Source organism: Arcticibacter svalbardensis MN12-7, from assembly GCF_000403135.1.
Taxonomy (GTDB): Bacteria; Bacteroidota; Bacteroidia; order Sphingobacteriales; family Sphingobacteriaceae; genus Arcticibacter; species Arcticibacter svalbardensis.
Genome location: NZ_AQPN01000071.1, coordinates 1 through 16,666, shown reverse-complemented (window position 1 = coordinate 16,666; position 16,666 = coordinate 1). Strand labels below are relative to the sequence as shown.

The window sequence follows — 16,666 nt, the reverse complement described above, 5'->3', positions numbered from 1 at the left end:
ACAATTCTAAATCAATAAATTGGTAAAAACAAAAAAATAGTAAAAAAAATTTTAAAGCCCTTGACTTATTTGGTTACTTTGAGGGATATTCATACTATGAACCGTAAAAAGCTAATTGAGCAGATCCGTCTAAAGAAATCTTTCCTTTGTATAGGTCTCGATACCGATATTACCAAAATACCAGCACATCTTCTGGATACCGAAGACCCGGTATTCGAATTTAATAAACAGATCATTGACGCAACAAAAGAATATTGCGTATCCTATAAAATAAACACCGCATTTTATGAAAGTCGTGGATTGGCCGGATGGAAAAGTCTGATTGACACCTGGAATTACCTGCCTAAAGACACCTTTAGTATTGCAGATGCCAAACGGGGCGATATAGGCAACACCTCTGAGATGTATGCAAAGGCATTTTTTGACCAGGAATCCTCCGGAATGAGCTTCGATTCCGTTACGGTAGCACCCTATATGGGGACTGATTCTGTTAAACCTTTTCTGAAATTTAAAGATAAATGGGCCATCATACTTGCCCTTACCTCTAATGAAGGCAGCAAGGACTTCCAATTTCTGCAGGCAGATCCTGAAAATAAGCTCTTTGAAAAAGTGATTCAAAAGGCAGCAGATTGGGGAAGTAATGAAAATATCATGTTCGTGGTAGGCGCAACAAGAGGCGATGCCTTTTTAACGATCAGGAAACACGCACCAAATCACTTTCTACTCGTTCCGGGTGTTGGTGCTCAGGGTGGTAGCCTAGCGGACGTTTGTAAATATGGAATGAATAAAGATTGCGGATTACTCATTAACTCATCACGTGCTGTGATATATGCATCCTCCGGACATGATTTCGCCCAGGCTGCACGTGAGGAAGCACGTAAGGTTCAAAATGAAATGGCGATTATACTTGAAGCGATGTAAGTGCTGCGTTTTCTGCTATAAATAAAATATAGCCGATAGCAATATGAATGAAGACTTTATCAATTTTGTCTGGAAATACAGGTTGTTTAATCAAAAACTGCTCTGTACAACAAAAGGAGAAACTATAGAAATTATTTCTCCAGGATTATCTAATAGCCATGCCGGTCCTGATTTCGTTGACGTACACGTCAGGATCGGCAGTACCACATGGGTGGGCAGTGCCGAAATACATATCAGGACCTCCGACTGGGAGCGCCATGAGCATACCCGTGACAAGGCCTATAACAATGTTATTCTCCATGTGGTATACGAAAACGACTGCAACGCATTCCGTGAAGACGGCACAGAGCCATCCGTACTTGAGATTAAACCCTATATCAACGAAAATATAGAAAGCCGGTACCACCTCCTTATTGAGAACATGACCTGGATCCCTTGCGAAAAACAGTTGGCCTTGGTAGATCCTGTACATGTTCAAAGTTGTTTGCAGCGCATGCTTGCCGAGCGACTGGAGGAAAAATCAAATGCCGTATATACGCTTCTGGAAGAAAATAAGGGCGATTGGAGTCAGACTTTCTATGTCCTGCTTGCCCGTAACTTCGGATTTAAACTCAATGCACTGCCCTTCGAACTCGTAGCCCGCTCCTTAACCTCAAAGATTCTGGAAAGGCATAAAACAAGCCCCTTTCAGCTCGAAGCTTTAATCTTTGGACAAGCCGGCTTCTTAGAAGAACCAGCAGAGGATGAATATATCGGCACGCTCCAAAAGGAATACCAGTATCTGAAGCATAAATATCAGCTGCATCCTATCGACTCTTATTTGTGGAAATACCTCAGGTTACGGCCACAAAATTTCCCCGCTATCCGTTTATCGCAGTTTGCCGCCTTGCTTCATCATTCCACTCAATTATTTTCAAAGTTGCTTGATGCCCGGGATGCAAAGGAAATTAAAGCGCTTTTCAGTTCTGTAAACGTGAGCCCTTATTGGCAAACGCATAATAAACCAGGTAAAAGCTGCCGTCCCGGAGCCCTTTCACTAGGCAAAGAATCCATTGTCAATATTTTAATCAACACGGTATCGGTCCTGCTCTTTAGTTACGGTAAGTACATTTCCAATGAAGAAATCAGCAACCGTGCCTTAGATTTGTTAGAAAATATTCCAGCTGAAACAAATCATATTATATTGCGTTATAGACAATTAGGAGTAAAAGCTTTAGGTGCCGATAGCTCACAAGCATTACTTCAATTAAAAAAAATATATTGTGATAGAAAAAAATGCTTAAATTGTGCAATCGGAGCAAGAATTATTAATTCCGCTTAAAATGATACAACGTATACTAACCTTTTTTGAGCGATATTCATTTGGAGTATCCACCTACCTTGGGGAAAAGTTTGATATGTCTATTTCCAAAATTCGTTTATTTTTTATTTATTCCTCTTTTTTAGCAGTAGGTTTTCCAATCATATTTTATTTTCTGGCGGTTTTTGTACTGGGTATCAGGACTTATATGAAGCGGATCCGTACCCGGATCTGGGATTTTTAGTCCAACACCCGCTTTCACCACAACCCATTTGCGAATACCTTATTTTTAAAAATAATATCTTTCATATATTTGAACGGTTAAAACCGCTTACAAATGCCGGTAAAAGGAAATCAGTTCAGATCAAATACATTTAGGGAAGAGGGCAAGATAAAAACTACCGCAAAGGAGCGTTTATCAAAAGATAGAACCGAAACCTTACCCCAGTTTACGTTTAATAACGGCAGACTGATTAAAATTGTGGGCTTATTTTTCTTAATCCTATCTATTTACTTTCTAATCGCCTTTAGTTCCTACCTTTTTACATGGCAGGACGATCAGAGTTATGTTTCGGGACCAAATGGGGGATGGAATAAACTTTTCGGACATACTGATGGCGTTCTTCTTGCAGGACCTCAGCAATTACCTGTCGAAAACTGGCTAGGCCGATTGGGTGCACTATTATCCGATCAGTTTATCTACCAATGGTTTGGCATATCATCCTTCATCTTTATAGGCATCCTTTTCATTATCGGTTATCGCCTATTATTTAAGGTGCAGATCTTACCATTGGTCAAATCATTAGGATATTCCTTTTTTCTGCTGATCTTCATCTCCGTTACATTAGCCTTCTTTCATAGTTTCACTTCCGATTACCCACATTATCTCGAAGGAGAGTTTGGCTTTTGGACGAATCGTTTACTGCAAAGCGAGATTGGTAATTCTGGTATAGCAGGCTTATTAGGTTTTGCTGCATTAACGGCCCTGATCATTGCCTATAATATAGACTTTAAGATCCCTGAAAGAGAGAAAAAGATCCACGACATTGAACCTGTTCTGGTTGGAGACCCTGATATTGAAGAAGAATATAGGAGTGAGGCAGTGGAATTTCCGCTTGCAAACCGCAGAAGTCGCCTGAATCGCGATCAGCAAAAGCCCGAAGAGGGAGCAACTGATTTACCTTTACAACAGGAGCGCATTACAAAACCTTTAGAATACGAAGCACCTGTTGAGGCTAAGCCGCTCGTACCCAGGGTAACTATTCCATTTGAAACAATCCCAGCTGTAGCATCCGCAGCTGCATCAGCTGCAGCACCACTTGCCGCTGTTGTCGCATCTGCTATTCCTTTAAATGTGCAACGCAACGAGGAACCAAAGGAAGCGGAAGAAAAACCACAGCCTGCATTTACGGTAGTCAAAACAGAAGAAGAAAAAACTGCTGATAACCTGGTGGAAAAATTCGGACAATATGATCCGAAGCTCGACCTGTCCTCCTATAAATACCCTACACTCGACCTGCTGGAGAACTATAAGTCCAATAAAATATCAGTGGATGCAGATGAGCTGGAAGCCAACAAAAACAAAATTGTCGAAACGCTGAATCATTACAATATCGAGATTGATAAGATTAAGGCAACCATTGGCCCTACAGTCACCCTTTATGAGATCATTCCAGCTCCAGGCGTCCGGATTTCCAAGATCAAAAACCTGGAAGACGATATCGCACTTAGTCTGGCTGCTTTAGGCATCCGTATCATTGCCCCAATGCCTGGAAAAGGAACAATTGGTATAGAAGTGCCCAACCAGAATCCCGAGATGGTGCCTATGCGCTCCATCATGAATACCGAGAAGTTCCAGAATACAACCATGGATCTTCCCATTGCTTTAGGGAAAACGATTTCCAATGAAGTGTACATTGCCGATTTAGCTAAAATGCCCCATTTACTGGTAGCAGGAGCAACCGGACAAGGTAAGTCGGTCGGTATCAATGCGATCCTCGTTTCACTTCTCTATAAAATGCATCCCTCACAGCTGAAGTTTGTGTTGGTCGATCCTAAAAAAGTAGAGCTTACCCTGTTCCGTAAAATAGAACGACATTTCCTGGCTAAACTTCCCGGAGAAGAAGATGCCATCATTACTGATACTAAAAAGGTAATTAATACATTAAATTCACTTTGTATTGAAATGGATTTGCGTTACGACCTGCTAAAAAACGGCCAGGTGCGTAACCTCAAGGAATACAATCATAAGTTCGTCAACCGTAAGCTGAATCCCGAAGAAGGCCATCGATTTATGCCTTTTATCGTGCTGATCATTGATGAGTTTGCCGATCTGATGATGACTGCCGGAAAAGAAGTAGAGACCCCTATAGCGCGTTTAGCACAGCTAGCCCGTGCCGTAGGGATCCATTTAATCATTGCCACACAGCGTCCATCCGTAAATATTATTACCGGTACGATTAAAGCCAATTTCCCTGCCCGTTTAGCCTTTAGGGTACTTTCAAAGATTGACTCCCGTACCATACTTGATTCAGGAGGAGCAGACCAGTTAATCGGACGAGGCGATATGCTTTTATCCACAGGTAGCGAACTGATCAGGTTACAGTGTGCCTTTGTAGACACCCCGGAAGTAGAACGCATCTCTGATTTCATCGGTGGACAACGCGGTTACGACTCCGCGTGGATGTTACCCGAATATGTAGATGAAAGCGGTGATGGAGGAAGTATCAAGGACTTTGACGCCAGCGACCGTGATCCACTGTTTGAAGACGCAGCCAGACTTATCGTGATGCATCAGCAGGGATCAACCTCATTGATCCAGCGCAAGCTTAAATTAGGGTATAACCGTGCCGGAAGAATCATCGATCAGCTGGAAGCAGCAGGTGTGGTAGGACCATTTGAAGGAAGTAAAGCCCGTGAGGTACGACTTCCGGATGACTATGCACTGGAGAGCTTTCTCGAAAACCTGAAAAAATAACTAAACTATTCGCTCCAAATAAAGTCTATACCAATACCCGCCTTCATCAGGCAGGATTTGTAAAAAACAACACATGAAAAAATTACTCTTCACAATCCTAATTCTCTTTTCCATATCGGCTATAAGCAGTGCTCAAACAGATCCAAAAGCAAAGGCAATCCTTGCCGCTGTAAGTAAAAAATATTCCGCTTACAATATTATCAAAGCAAACTTTAGTTACACCATAGAAAATCCGCAAAGCAAAATCAAGCAAACCGAGTCAGGCACGCTTTATACAAAATCAAAAAGCAATAAATTTAAAATTATTACCTCTACACAGGATATGATCAGTGATGGAAAAAGTCAGTGGACCTATCTGAAACAGGATAAGGAAGTCAACCTGAGTAATGTAGACAATAGCAGCAATTCCATTAACCCCGCTAAGATCTTTACGATCTATGAAAAGGGGTATAAATACGTATCCATGCCCGATATTAAGGAAAATGCAAGAGTCTATAATGTCATTGATCTTACTCCAACCGCTTCAGGAAACAATTTTTTCAAGATCAGACTTACCATTGATAAGCTGAATAAGCAAATTTATAAGGCGATGATATTTGACAAAAACGGAAGCCGTTATAGCTACCTGATCAAATCACTTTTACCGGTAAAAATTTCAGAATCTATATTTTCATTCAATCCACAGAGTTATCCCGGAGTAGAAGTTGTAGATTTACGGTAACAAAAGCAACAGAATGCCAATCACTTACACGAAACATACACTGGAAAAGCTTGAATCGGTACTGAAAGACCAGCAATATAAAGTGCGGTATGAAAAGGGGAATTTTAAAACTGCCGCATGTGTGTTAGATCAGAACAAGGTGATTGTAATTAATCGCTTCTCCACATTGGAGAGTAAAATTAATGAACTGTCCCAATTGTTATTGCAAATTCCTTTAGACGAAAATGCGCTGAATGATAAACAAAAACAGTTTCTTTACACATTGAAACAATTTACTTTACAGCTGTGATCGTTACATTTTTAGGAACAGGGACCTCTCAAGGCGTGCCGGTAATCGGATGTCAATGCGCGGTATGCACTTCAGCAGACCCGAAGGATAACCGTTTGCGCAGCTCTGTGATGGTAGAAACTAATGGAAAGAATATTGTTGTAGACACTGGTCCCGATTTTCGCTATCAGATGTTGCGTGCGAAGGTAATGAGGCTCGATGCAGTCCTGTTTACCCATGAGCACAAAGATCATACAGCAGGTCTGGATGATGTGAGGGCGTTCAATCACATGCAACACCGGGCGATGGACATTTATGCCCATCCAAGGGTGCAGGAATCACTAAAGCGTGAGTTCCATTATGTATTCACTGAAAAGAAGTACCCCGGGATTCCTTTGCTTAACCTGCATGATATCAGTAAAGATCAACCTTTTGTTGCAGCAGGTGAAACAATCATTCCCATAGAGTCGATGCATTATATGCTACCTGTCTTAGGCTTCCGTTTTGAAGATTTTACGTATATTACAGACGCAAAGACTATTTCGGAAACGGAGAAAGCAAAAATAAGAGGTACGAAGGTGTTGGTATTGAATGCATTGCAAAAAGGGTCGCATATTTCACACCTGACCCTTAGTGAAGCCATAACATTAGCACAGGAAATAGGGGCAGAGCGGACGTACTTTACTCATCTTAGTCATACTATGGGTAAACATGCGGACGTAAGCAAAGAGCTGCCGGAAGGGATCTTTATCGCTTATGATGGCTTGCAAATAAAAATTTAGTCTATATTTTAAACCAGGGAGGTATCTCAGGTGTTACTTATAAAATTAATATTATGAGCACAAGACCAAGTTTTTCAGATATTATACACTCGGATAAACCCACGCTGGTAGATTTTTCTGCTGATTGGTGTGGGCCATGCAAAATGATGTCGCCCATTCTCAGCGAACTCAAGTCCGTTTTAGAGGACACCGTAACCATCATTAAAATAGATGTAGATAAAAACCCGGCAGCAGCGCAAGCATATAACGTACAAGGCGTTCCAACGCTGATCTTGTTTAAAAATGGGGAAATAAAATGGAGGCAGTCTGGTGTGTTGACCAGTGTTCAATTGCAACAAGTTATAAATCAGCACACTTAAATTTTTTTAAAACATCGCGGGTAATTCCGTATTTATATAGTATGGATCATTCAGTATTTCTATTGGTAAAAGACCCTCATAACAATTGCCAGGATGTTATAAGGCATCGTGACGGATCGCTAAGAATAAGGGTATACTGTCTGGGTACAGATAAATTTGATCCACAGGAAGACGAACTCCAGTTTTATGCCAATGATAATGGTGATCTTCTTGCATTTGAAACAACAGAATATGATGGCAATGATCCTCTGTTGGTTATTGAGGCCATCAGATGGTATGCAGAATACCTTCGAAATCCTAAAATGGAGATCTTGGCGGAAGATCCTCGGTAAATAATTGCATGTGATTCTTCGAGTAGATCTGCTGAACTAATTATAACCTTTGTGTTTTTTCATCTAGTATTTTAGCAATATGAATCGGGTATGAGTCCAACTTACATGTGTTGAAGTCGGACTTATGAGGGATTTTTATGAGCTGATTTTTGCTTTGAATAAGTTTCAGGGTGTCTCTTGTCCTGTTGTTTTTCCCTTTGAGGTTTTGAGTAAGCCTTCTCTTAAAACTCTTTATTGGTAATTCATGTCGTTTCGTGTTGTTTAATGGAAGATTTGAGAATATTTAGCCTTTCTTTCATTCTTTGGAATCTTTAGTCATTTCTTTGTGTGAATAAATGAAAGATTATGGCAACTATATATAAGAAAGGAATGGTACATGGAACTGCAGGTTCGGTGATTTACCGGGAGTACCGGGGTAAGACCATTATTCAGGGTAAAGCAAAAGCATTTAAGCAGACTGAAAAGACTAAAAGGAGTGCTACTGAGTTTGGAATTTCGAGTTCTGCGGCAGCGGTTATTAGGGCTGCATTTGAACCGGCTTATTTTTTTAAGGATGGGACGGCAGCTTATAGGAGTACGCAAATGGTGTACCGGTCAATATTGAATAATGTGAGTGGAGAGAAGGGGAGAAGGGATTTGCATGATGGGGATTTGTCTTTAATTGAGGGACTGGACTTTAATGCCAACAGTAAGCTGGCTGATGTGCTGCAGATGGGGCACTCAGTAAGTAAAAATGCTGAAGGGTTGGTTCGTGTTACTTTGGGTTCTTTAGACACTAGAACAGGGATTAAAAGGCCTAAAGGGGTGAGTGGAGCCTATATGAAACATCGTTTAAGGCTAATGTTGGTGGCTTTTAACTTCAGGGAAGAGTATTATGAAAATTTGGGGTATCAGGATGTCGATCTGGAAGGGTATCAAATTTTTGAAGGGCAGGTGGTTAGTTTTACTGAGTCAGTACCAGAGGATTGTCTGGCATTGGTAAGTATGTCGGTGATGCTTTATTCCACTATTAGCCAAACCAATGAAAGTGTCTTGCTGAATAGTGCCGCGTTCAGTCCCTGCGCGATAATTGGTTCATTTCAATCTGAAAAGGCTTCTGATTACCCTATAAAAGAGGTTAATATGCAACCCTCTTCATATCCGGGGAGGGAAGAGAAGATCTCTGAAATGTTTTATAAGGGTAATTCACTGAGGCTGGGGCTCTCAACCAGTATAGATAAACAGGTCGGTTCAATCAGCAAAAGTACTAGAGTTAAGGAAGTGGTTCCTGATGTTACTTTACATAAGCGGGTGTTTTTTAATAAGAAGGGTTAGGCGCAAAATGGCCTTATATTTGTCACTTTTGCCCCTCACCCATGTACCGTATCTATTCTAACTTCGTACTAACATTATACCTGTAGAAAAAATGAGAAAGATTAGAATCATGGAGCATATTTCGCTTGACGGCGTAATCTCGCCTAGCGCTAGGGATGAAGAGGACGATGATTTTGTGCATGGCGGATGGACAGAACCGTATAGAAGCCCAGCTGGGTTAGAGTCTGTTATAGAGTCACATGGTAGCATCTTCGATTTGTTGCTTGGACGTCGTACCTATGATCTCTGGTCCGGGTACTGGCCGAAGGCCGGGAATAGTCCGCTAGCGAACAGTCTTAATGCTGCCACGAAGTATGTCGCAACCCACAGACCTGACAGCCTCGAATGGGGTCCAGTAGGGGATCTGGGTGCGGACATTCTAGAGGGTATTCGTAGCATCAAGTCGATGGACGGTCCGGATCTGATTGTCTGGGGAAGTTCAACATTGACATCGGTTTTGCTTGAGCAAGGACTGGTTGACGAGGTTGTGCTATTCGTCTACCCAGTCTTGCTAGGCCTGGGCATACGCTTCTTTTCGGACAACGTTGCCCCACGCGAACTCACTCTTGTCAGTACAAAGACCTTGCCCACAGGCGTATTAGTAAACACTTATCAATACGTTGGACCGATTTTATCTGCCAAGTGACTAGGAAAGATATTGGACCATAAGCATGTGACACGGTATTATAAAGCTTTTATACCTGCACTTGTGGCTAGTTGTGCCAGTTACCTGGTTTTTGTGTTGATCACGCATCTCAATCTGGGACCTACATGGAATTTTCCTGCTTATACAAATCCTAAAGTTGGTGACATCTTTTATGCCGTTGCTTACTCATTAGCTGGCGCAGCTATAGGATGGATCTTTATCCTGTTTGTCAGAAACTTTAAGCTTGTTTTTAAGAGGTTGAACCTGGCTATTTATTTGCGACTAACAATTGGGGGATTTGTACTGGGGATCATATCTTATTATATCCCGCTCACCCGATATTTTGGACATGAGCAGTTAACAGAGGTACTTAAAAGCACTTTTACTTTACAGTTTTTATGTGTCTTGCTATTATTCAAGCTCATAGCTATTGCCGTCACAGTCACAGCTGGCTGGAGAGGTGGCTTTATCATACCCTTATTATTTGCAGGTACCGTTTTAGGATTAATAATTTTTCAGTTGTTTCCAGGACAAAACTTAGCCTTAATTACAGTATGCTGCATGGCATCATTAAATGCTTGTGTAACGCGAACACCAGTAAGTATTATCATTTTACTGGCAGCAATGACCGGTCTTCACAATATTGTTCCTGTGATATTTGCCAGTTTAACAGGATATTTTCTTGCACCAAAATTACCATTAATTCAAGCTCAATTAAGAAGAGAAAAAAGTAATGATAGTTTGCTGTAAGGCTACTAATTAAATACAATCATTTTAAACATTGTTTTAATCGAGCTCTTTGCTGTGGGATAAATAATCACTTCTGTCAACTATTAATGATCTTATGATTCCAGATAAAAAATAACAAGAGGATGGCAAGTCCTATTAAAATAAAGAAATAAGCTTTATTGTAATTGAAAAATCTATAAGATATATAAAAATTCACAATGCAAACTGGTACTGTTTTGTTGATACCTGAATTATAAAACTAGGAGTAATCGAACTTCTCTTATCTTTAAAAAACTTATCAGACAAATGAAAAAGTCAGACTCGCTATTTTTTTTATTGTTCTATCCTTTTCGTCAAAAGCTCAGTATTTAACATTTGATCAACTTGTAAACCTACGTTTCAGAGTTCTTGAATATGTAAACGGATTTTTAATTGCTAAAGGTTAAGCTTTTAATGATTCGCAGGAAGAAACTGAAGATAGTTATGGAATAGCGACTTGGTCATACCTCAAAGATTATCTTAACAGTGAGAAAGCTCATGGCTGGTTTAAGTTGTATTACAGCCCAGGGTATTTTACTTATCTTTCTTATCAGGTATTTAATAAATTACAATATTCTACTTTGAAAAAAAGGATAAGTTTAGGTTATACATATCAATATCGGCCATGAACAAATAAAATTGAGCACTTTGAATAAACGATGGTCCTGTTCTCTATAACTCAGTCCTTTTTGAAATTTATAGGTATTTGCCTTAGATTAAGTAGGTTATTCAATTAATCGTTTAAGTAGGCTTATTAAGGCAATAGGGATTCCACCTATCAATTCAAGAAGCAAGCCTAAAATTGGCAAAAGTAAATATGCCCAAAAGGGATATTTAAACCTTGTTGTTGTACCATTGGTAAAATTTTGAATTGCTGGTAAAACTTTTTCCTTATAATGCCAAAGAACCAAAAAAGTCAATAGTAAATAAAATGGAATTCTTATAGTAAATCCGGTATAAAGTCCCATGAACGTCATATCCCAAATAAGTATATTAATCCAGATTGGGATAGCCATAAATGCACCTAAGATAACAGTACGATTATAAACAAGCAAGGCTCCCACTATCATTTGAGAGATTCCTATAAAAGATTTGAAAGGTTCATGATCCGCCAGATACCATGATAGATTGAATAAACCAACTTCTTTTAATGGTAAATTCATAGTCGATTTACTTACTCCAAACTGTCCGTCTATAAGTTTAGAATAACCATATCTTAACAAGGTAAGCGCCAACCATATTCTCGCTATTAAAATAAAGTAGTCCCATAGTTGCGCTTTAGATATATTTTTCATAGATATATTTTAAAACCAAGTATTTCCATTAATCTGATATTGTGATAATTTATTTGCACACTACTGAATTAGCAGATAAAAGAACGAAAAAAATATTATTTTACCTTAACAAAGCAATGATTATCAAATGACTGCCGACCTAGGGCTATCAGAGTATTTGTCTATAAAACTACTGACGGAGAAATAGTCTTGTCCCTGAATATAGAATCATAAAGGGTTATTTCGACCATAGACTGAGATTTGAAGATGATTGAAATCATGTTTTGTGGTTATATTTACGGTCGAATAAAATGCTATTTAGTACATGACGTAAGGGTCTTACATGTAAATTAATACAAATGAACAATTTATTAAGTCAAGTGAACTTCATTAAGGAGATCGACAAATTAAAATATATTCAACGTAAAACTAAGTTATTTAATAGTGATAGATGCGAAAATGACGCAGAGCATAGTTGGCATTTAGCAATGATGACTATTGTTTTAGCCGAGCATGCAAATAAGCCGATTAACGTACTTAAAGTTTTGAAAATGGTTTTGATCCATGACATAGTAGAAATCGATGCAGGTGACACATTCCTTTATGACACAACTAAAAGTCATACAAATACAGAGCAAGAATTTTTAGCGGCACAACGGATTTTTGGACTTTTACCAGCAGAACAAGCAGAAGAATTTATAGCAATCTGGTTGGAATTTGAAGATGGGATTACTGAAGAGGCGAAATTTGCAAGATCTATGGATCGTTTTGAACCACTTTTGCAGAACACCTCCAATGATGGTGGAACCTGGAAAGAATATAATGTTAAATACCAGCAAGTCTATGATAAAAAGGTAGTTATCAAAAATGGTTCGGAATCCATTTGGAAGTTTGCTGAGAATTTGCTGGAAGAAAGTGTAGAAAAGGGAATTCTTGAAAAATGATGTATTAGGACAAATATCATTTAATTGCAGAGTTTCAGGATGATGTCGACCTCTTCTTTTCGAATAGTGTAAGCGAGATAAACTTTCGAACTTATGGTCGTTTGACATTTATTAATAGTAAAATTTAAAGACCGCCAGCTTTTTGTTTGACAAATCTTTCATTCCGTTTATTGCTTAAGTATTTCCTTAGGGGGATATCGTAAATTACTATTACCAGGTAAGCGGCTCCAACCAACAGGATTAGCCCTGATATGATGATGAAAGTCAATTGCATAGTGCCCGGCTTATGACTGGTGTAATAATTACCGAATATCCATAATACGGCATAGTGAGTCATGTACAAGGGGTAGGAGATCTTTCCCGAAAATATGCAAAGCTTTTTTAAGCCTGGTTTTAACATAGCCCCTGCGCCTAAAGCTATCAGTAAGGGAAAGTATAACAGTACTACCAAAGGTTCGGATAACCAGTTCCATTTTGAGAATGGCATTATAAAGGCCAGGAACAGCAATGTTGAAAGTCCTATAAATCCTAGTTTGTTTTTGATGATCCAGTTGGAACGATAAATAAGCAATCCTGCTAGAAAAGAGTATGATATGCGGGCGCTTCCGTCCCAAAAGGTTGGGCCACTCCAGCCGCCTAATAAATTACCGGAACGGTAAACTACAAAGCAAATAGCCAGGGCTGAGAGTATGGTTAACAGCAGCAAAAGGTTACGGCCAATTCGATAAAGCACAAATGCGTAAACAATATTGGCTATGTATTCCCAAAATAGTGACCATGCAGGTGCATTGAAGCTGAACAGGTTAAAGCCACGATCTGCTATTACAGGTAAAGGAATAAGCAGTATGGAACAAAAAAAAGTCAAAATAATTTTACCCGTACTATATAATTCGAGATGGCCGCCAAAGGGGTCGAATAAAAATGCCAGGAGGCCTAATACCGATCCTGCTATCACGAGCGGATGTAGTCTGATGATCCTTGATATGAAAAACTTGAGCACGCCCATTTTGGCTATACGATCGTCATAGGCATATCCGATTACGAATCCGGAAAGGCAGAAGAAGAAATCGACAGCTAAAAAGCCGTGTCCTATAAAGTTCGTGCTGGCATCGGTATAAATCCATTCCATAAAATGGAACGTTACAATGGCCAAGGCGGCAATTCCCCTTAATCCGTCTAGAATTTCAAAATGCTGTTTTGATTGCAGGATTGTTGCAGTGGTTTTGTTCGTATCCATTAATGTAGATCCTGTAGGATTAAGTTTAATGTGGCGATAAAGCCAGATTCACTGATGCCCAAGGTATCTAAATTAATGACTCAATCAAAATTGGAGTAAAGTAATTGGGTGGAGATAGCTTTCTCCACCGGGATAACCTACAGCCCTCTTCCTGTTTTATGCTGTAATTCATCTATACGTTTCGACGCTTCAGATTTGCTTAATGTCTCATCAAAATCCTCACCTGCTTCATCAGAAAGTGTCTTAAGATAAGAATGTTGCGCCCCGGTCATAGGTTCACTTCCAGTAGTCCATTCATCAGGGTCCTTAATGGTGTTTGACCCTTTTAAATCTGCATTCGGATTTTCCTCATTTTTCTGTTCGTTGAACAGTTCATCTTCTTTATTTATCATATGCTTTCAGTATCGGTAGATATAAAATTTAGATGATAAACAGAGATAATTAGGCATTGTTTGTATATGTCTGTAAGGAAAAAATATTCGCAAATATGAACATGCGTTTTAAGTAAATATGTTGTTTTTTTCGATGCTAAAGGTCATGGATGTATATTCATCATTAGATTTAGCTTCAAGCTTTCCATGGTGGGCGCGAGCGATTTCGGATGCAATATATAGTCCTAATCCTAAACCTTCGTGTCTAGAAGTGATCTCTCCTCTTGAAAATGGTTTGAATAGGTTGTTCATTGTTTCCTCAGGAATCTTTGTGCCAGGGTTTGTAACAATTAATTCGAAACCTTTTTCATTGCTTAACGCACGAATTACAACTGGCTGATCTTTCGCACCATGGGTAAGTGCATTTCCTAAGACATTGGAAAATAATTGGGCAACCCTTTTATGGTCGCATCTGATTTCTTCCTTCAAATTCATTTCTACCTCAATTACCCGATCTGGCGAGATCGTTCTTAGTTCTGTAATTACTTCATTTAAAGTATTCTCAAGTTTTTTGCCGGCGGTATAGTTTAAAGCTATTCCTCTGCCTAACTTCCCTTGCGCTAAGTCAAGCATCGTGTTAATTAGTCCTATTGTCCGTTTAGATGAATCCTGTATTATTTTAGCTAATTTAAAGGTGCGTTCATCAAGAGGAAGTCTCAGTTGTAATTGAACAGCGCTATTGATCGCCCCTACAGGATTCCTTAGATCGTGACCTAAAATGGCTATGAACTGTTCCCTGAATTTGGCTTCTTTCCTTTCTTCTTCTAATTTAATTTGTGACACTCTGATTTCTTCCATGGCATTTAGATGGAATGAAATAAGATCGGTGAATAAATTAAACATGCCCCTAACTTGTGCGGTTTTTACTTTTGCCGGATTAGGGTCGATAGCGCATAATGTTCCAAAAAAATCACCATTTTTTAGAAATATAGGAAAGGAGATATAACTTTTAAGTCCATAGATAAGAGGAGTTTGATGGCATTTATACATTTCATCCTCTTCGAAATTATCAACTACAACAGGCTCATGGTGTTTTAAAATTTCGTTACATATTGTGGTATTGATATTTAATTCGCCTCCTGATGTTAAACCGAAGTTTATATTATCTTTCACTGCGAGGGCAATCCACCTTTTTTCAGTAACTCTGGCTACGACAGCAAATCCCATTCCTGTGGTCTGACAAATAACCTCCAGAATATTTATTATCGCAGGATTATGGTTTATCTCCTCAATCTCTTCTTGAATTTTTTTGTCAAACTTGATCATTAAATGGACCTATTTATTTGGGTTAAAAAGTAATAGTGAGTTAAATTACTCGTTTTTTGAATCAAATTTGCTTTGGGGTACTATTTTGTACCAAAATTGTTTAATTCTGTGATTGGATTTATTGAAATTTTAATTTTTGCTATATCATATAAATTACATATTGGAGAGAGCGAATGAGGTATATATGGCTAACCATTTGTTATCAGTTACATATCAATGTGAACCTTTTTAAGAGTTTACTACTTGCAATCATTAGTTGTACAGTGATATTAGCAGAAGCAAAATCCTTGAAACCAGCTTCGGTTTATCAAAGGGTTTGTGGTGTTACACCTGTTGAATTGGGTGCAGGGGGTGATATGGCATTTGATGGAGATGAGGAATGGGCCTATTTTAGAGTTGGTTAAGAGGAGGCTGCAAAACATTTGTTGCCGGGAACAAAATTAGAAAGTGCTTTCGGTCCTTGTAAGATGGGTGCAGGACCTGCAGGAATTGCAGGTATGCAAGTGAAGACCGGTGCAATAAAATATGTGGTTTCTGTACCTTTTCAAAAAAGATGTAGTGGCGATGGCGATTATGGGACATCGGGAGATTCCTGGTATAAGTGGTCATGTTGCTCCGCAAACAGCTTTTAACGGACCCAATCCGGGTTAGGAAGTCACATAGGGTCCTTCTGGCACAAGAGAAAGACCAACGGGACTGGCTGTTGTAAATCTGCGTACGCGCGAGATGACGATTGCTGGGCAAACTCCCTGCTGAAGCGGACTTTGGCATGTGAGTGGATCCCCAGACCAGAGAAGGGCTGTTGGAGATGATTTTTCGCGAAGTATTTATTTGATAGACAGACAAACGCATGAGATGATCATGCTATCTACAGGTCATAAAGAGACGGCGGCAGATCATCCACATCCTACGATGAGTCAGGATGGTACTAAGATTGAGACTCAGTCAGCTATGTTATCTAAGGATACCCGTTCTATGAATATTTGTATTATACCAGTGCCAGAGGTATGATTAAAGAGGGATTATGCTTTAAGTAAAACGGCTAATCCGTAATGATTAAGTTGGCTGTTGCTTAAAGGTAACATAC

The 16,666-nt window shown here is 39.4% G+C and carries 20 protein-coding genes; 16 read left to right on the top strand and 4 right to left on the bottom strand.

Features of this window, described 5'->3' with window-relative positions:
• Window positions 1-96 precede the first annotated feature (96 nt).
• The 12 genes from pyrF to ADIARSV_RS08760 all read left to right on the top strand — a co-directional run bounded on the left by pyrF (window position 97) and on the right by ADIARSV_RS08760 (window position 10,409).
• Complete coding sequence (gene pyrF / locus ADIARSV_RS08815; protein WP_016195124.1) at window positions 97-921, top strand: orotidine-5'-phosphate decarboxylase; 825 nt, start codon at window positions 97-99, stop codon at window positions 919-921.
• A gap of 43 nt (window positions 922-964) precedes the next feature.
• Window positions 965-2,242, top strand: coding sequence for a DUF2851 family protein (locus tag ADIARSV_RS08810; protein WP_016195123.1), 1,278 nt, complete (start codon window positions 965-967; stop codon window positions 2,240-2,242).
• A 1-nt stretch (window position 2,243) separates the two neighbouring features.
• On the top strand, window positions 2,244-2,465 hold the full coding sequence (locus ADIARSV_RS08805) for a hypothetical protein (RefSeq protein ID WP_016195122.1): 222 nt from the start codon (window positions 2,244-2,246) through the stop codon (window positions 2,463-2,465).
• 93 nt (window positions 2,466-2,558) lie between these two features.
• On the top strand, window positions 2,559-5,198 hold the full coding sequence (locus ADIARSV_RS08800) for an FtsK/SpoIIIE family DNA translocase (protein ID WP_016195121.1): 2,640 nt from the start codon (window positions 2,559-2,561) through the stop codon (window positions 5,196-5,198).
• Between the two features lie 73 nt (window positions 5,199-5,271).
• Entirely contained in the window at window positions 5,272-5,919 is a 648-nt protein-coding gene (locus ADIARSV_RS08795) for a LolA family protein (protein WP_016195120.1), read from the top strand.
• Between the two features lie 13 nt (window positions 5,920-5,932).
• Complete coding sequence (locus ADIARSV_RS08790; RefSeq protein WP_016195119.1) at window positions 5,933-6,208, top strand: hypothetical protein; 276 nt, start codon at window positions 5,933-5,935, stop codon at window positions 6,206-6,208.
• Window positions 6,205-6,969: an MBL fold metallo-hydrolase gene (locus ADIARSV_RS08785; protein WP_040299584.1), complete on the top strand. Its 765-nt coding sequence runs from the start codon at window positions 6,205-6,207 to the stop codon at window positions 6,967-6,969. The genes ADIARSV_RS08790 and ADIARSV_RS08785 overlap by 4 nt, the downstream gene beginning before the upstream one ends.
• Window positions 6,970-7,022: 53 nt before the next feature.
• On the top strand, window positions 7,023-7,328 hold the full coding sequence (gene trxA, locus ADIARSV_RS08780) for a thioredoxin (RefSeq protein ID WP_040299582.1): 306 nt from the start codon (window positions 7,023-7,025) through the stop codon (window positions 7,326-7,328).
• Window positions 7,329-7,369: 41 nt separating this feature from the next.
• Window positions 7,370-7,660 (top strand): hypothetical protein, encoded by a 291-nt coding sequence (locus ADIARSV_RS08775; RefSeq protein WP_016195116.1) that lies wholly within the window; start codon window positions 7,370-7,372, stop codon window positions 7,658-7,660.
• A gap of 345 nt (window positions 7,661-8,005) precedes the next feature.
• Window positions 8,006-8,974: a hypothetical protein gene (locus ADIARSV_RS08770; RefSeq protein ID WP_016195114.1), complete on the top strand. Its 969-nt coding sequence runs from the start codon at window positions 8,006-8,008 to the stop codon at window positions 8,972-8,974.
• Window positions 8,975-9,065: 91 nt separating this feature from the next.
• Complete coding sequence (locus ADIARSV_RS08765; RefSeq protein WP_016195113.1) at window positions 9,066-9,659, top strand: dihydrofolate reductase family protein; 594 nt, start codon at window positions 9,066-9,068, stop codon at window positions 9,657-9,659.
• A 27-nt stretch (window positions 9,660-9,686) separates the two neighbouring features.
• On the top strand, window positions 9,687-10,409 hold the full coding sequence (locus ADIARSV_RS08760) for a chloride channel protein (protein WP_016195112.1): 723 nt from the start codon (window positions 9,687-9,689) through the stop codon (window positions 10,407-10,409).
• A 743-nt stretch (window positions 10,410-11,152) separates the two neighbouring features.
• Here the strand turns inward: ADIARSV_RS08760 and ADIARSV_RS08755 are convergent.
• Window positions 11,153-11,722 (bottom strand): hypothetical protein, encoded by a 570-nt coding sequence (locus tag ADIARSV_RS08755; protein ID WP_016195110.1) that lies wholly within the window; start codon window positions 11,720-11,722, stop codon window positions 11,153-11,155.
• Window positions 11,723-12,060: 338 nt separating this feature from the next.
• Here ADIARSV_RS08755 and ADIARSV_RS08750 point away from each other — a divergent pair, with 338 nt between their 5' ends.
• Window positions 12,061-12,645, top strand: coding sequence for an HD domain-containing protein (locus ADIARSV_RS08750; RefSeq protein WP_016195109.1), 585 nt, complete (start codon window positions 12,061-12,063; stop codon window positions 12,643-12,645).
• A gap of 124 nt (window positions 12,646-12,769) precedes the next feature.
• On the opposite strand, the gene ADIARSV_RS08745 is transcribed toward ADIARSV_RS08750, so the two are convergent.
• From ADIARSV_RS08745 to ADIARSV_RS08735, 3 genes are all read right to left on the bottom strand, one after another.
• A complete protein-coding gene (locus tag ADIARSV_RS08745; RefSeq protein ID WP_016195108.1) occupies window positions 12,770-13,882 on the bottom strand; it encodes an acyltransferase family protein in 1,113 nt (370 codons plus the stop codon).
• A gap of 137 nt (window positions 13,883-14,019) precedes the next feature.
• Window positions 14,020-14,274 carry a DUF3072 domain-containing protein gene (locus tag ADIARSV_RS08740; protein WP_016195107.1) on the bottom strand — a complete coding sequence of 85 codons (255 nt, stop codon included), beginning with the start codon at window positions 14,272-14,274 and terminating at the stop codon, window positions 14,020-14,022.
• Between the two features lie 108 nt (window positions 14,275-14,382).
• Window positions 14,383-15,579, bottom strand: coding sequence for a GAF domain-containing sensor histidine kinase (locus ADIARSV_RS08735; RefSeq protein WP_016195106.1), 1,197 nt, complete (start codon window positions 15,577-15,579; stop codon window positions 14,383-14,385).
• Between the two features lie 173 nt (window positions 15,580-15,752).
• Between ADIARSV_RS08735 and ADIARSV_RS20525 the strand changes: the two genes are divergently transcribed.
• From ADIARSV_RS20525 to ADIARSV_RS21060, 3 genes are all read left to right on the top strand, one after another.
• Window positions 15,753-15,983 carry a hypothetical protein gene (locus tag ADIARSV_RS20525; RefSeq protein ID WP_052016983.1) on the top strand — a complete coding sequence of 77 codons (231 nt, stop codon included), beginning with the start codon at window positions 15,753-15,755 and terminating at the stop codon, window positions 15,981-15,983.
• Window positions 15,984-16,004: 21 nt separating this feature from the next.
• Window positions 16,005-16,211: a hypothetical protein gene (locus ADIARSV_RS21460; RefSeq protein WP_016195104.1), complete on the top strand. Its 207-nt coding sequence runs from the start codon at window positions 16,005-16,007 to the stop codon at window positions 16,209-16,211.
• A 139-nt stretch (window positions 16,212-16,350) separates the two neighbouring features.
• Window positions 16,351-16,590, top strand: coding sequence for a hypothetical protein (locus ADIARSV_RS21060; protein WP_200864734.1), 240 nt, complete (start codon window positions 16,351-16,353; stop codon window positions 16,588-16,590).
• The last annotated feature ends 76 nt before the right edge of the window (window positions 16,591-16,666 follow it).

Coding starts and splice junctions, on each gene's coding strand:
- pyrF (WP_016195124.1), top strand. CDS start 97: ATGAACCGTAAAAAGCTAATTGAGCAGATCCGTCTAAAGAAATCTTTC.
- ADIARSV_RS08810 (WP_016195123.1), top strand. CDS start 965: ATGAATGAAGACTTTATCAATTTTGTCTGGAAATACAGGTTGTTTAAT.
- ADIARSV_RS08805 (WP_016195122.1), top strand. CDS start 2,244: ATGATACAACGTATACTAACCTTTTTTGAGCGATATTCATTTGGAGTA.
- ADIARSV_RS08800 (WP_016195121.1), top strand. CDS start 2,559: ATGCCGGTAAAAGGAAATCAGTTCAGATCAAATACATTTAGGGAAGAG.
- ADIARSV_RS08795 (WP_016195120.1), top strand. CDS start 5,272: ATGAAAAAATTACTCTTCACAATCCTAATTCTCTTTTCCATATCGGCT.
- ADIARSV_RS08790 (WP_016195119.1), top strand. CDS start 5,933: ATGCCAATCACTTACACGAAACATACACTGGAAAAGCTTGAATCGGTA.
- trxA (WP_040299582.1), top strand. CDS start 7,023: ATGAGCACAAGACCAAGTTTTTCAGATATTATACACTCGGATAAACCC.
- ADIARSV_RS08775 (WP_016195116.1), top strand. CDS start 7,370: ATGGATCATTCAGTATTTCTATTGGTAAAAGACCCTCATAACAATTGC.
- ADIARSV_RS08770 (WP_016195114.1), top strand. CDS start 8,006: ATGGCAACTATATATAAGAAAGGAATGGTACATGGAACTGCAGGTTCG.
- ADIARSV_RS08765 (WP_016195113.1), top strand. CDS start 9,066: ATGAGAAAGATTAGAATCATGGAGCATATTTCGCTTGACGGCGTAATC.
- ADIARSV_RS08755 (WP_016195110.1), bottom strand. CDS start 11,722: ATGAAAAATATATCTAAAGCGCAACTATGGGACTACTTTATTTTAATA.
- ADIARSV_RS08750 (WP_016195109.1), top strand. CDS start 12,061: ATGAACAATTTATTAAGTCAAGTGAACTTCATTAAGGAGATCGACAAA.
- ADIARSV_RS08745 (WP_016195108.1), bottom strand. CDS start 13,882: ATGGATACGAACAAAACCACTGCAACAATCCTGCAATCAAAACAGCAT.
- ADIARSV_RS08740 (WP_016195107.1), bottom strand. CDS start 14,274: ATGATAAATAAAGAAGATGAACTGTTCAACGAACAGAAAAATGAGGAA.
- ADIARSV_RS08735 (WP_016195106.1), bottom strand. CDS start 15,579: ATGATCAAGTTTGACAAAAAAATTCAAGAAGAGATTGAGGAGATAAAC.
- ADIARSV_RS20525 (WP_052016983.1), top strand. CDS start 15,753: ATGAGGTATATATGGCTAACCATTTGTTATCAGTTACATATCAATGTG.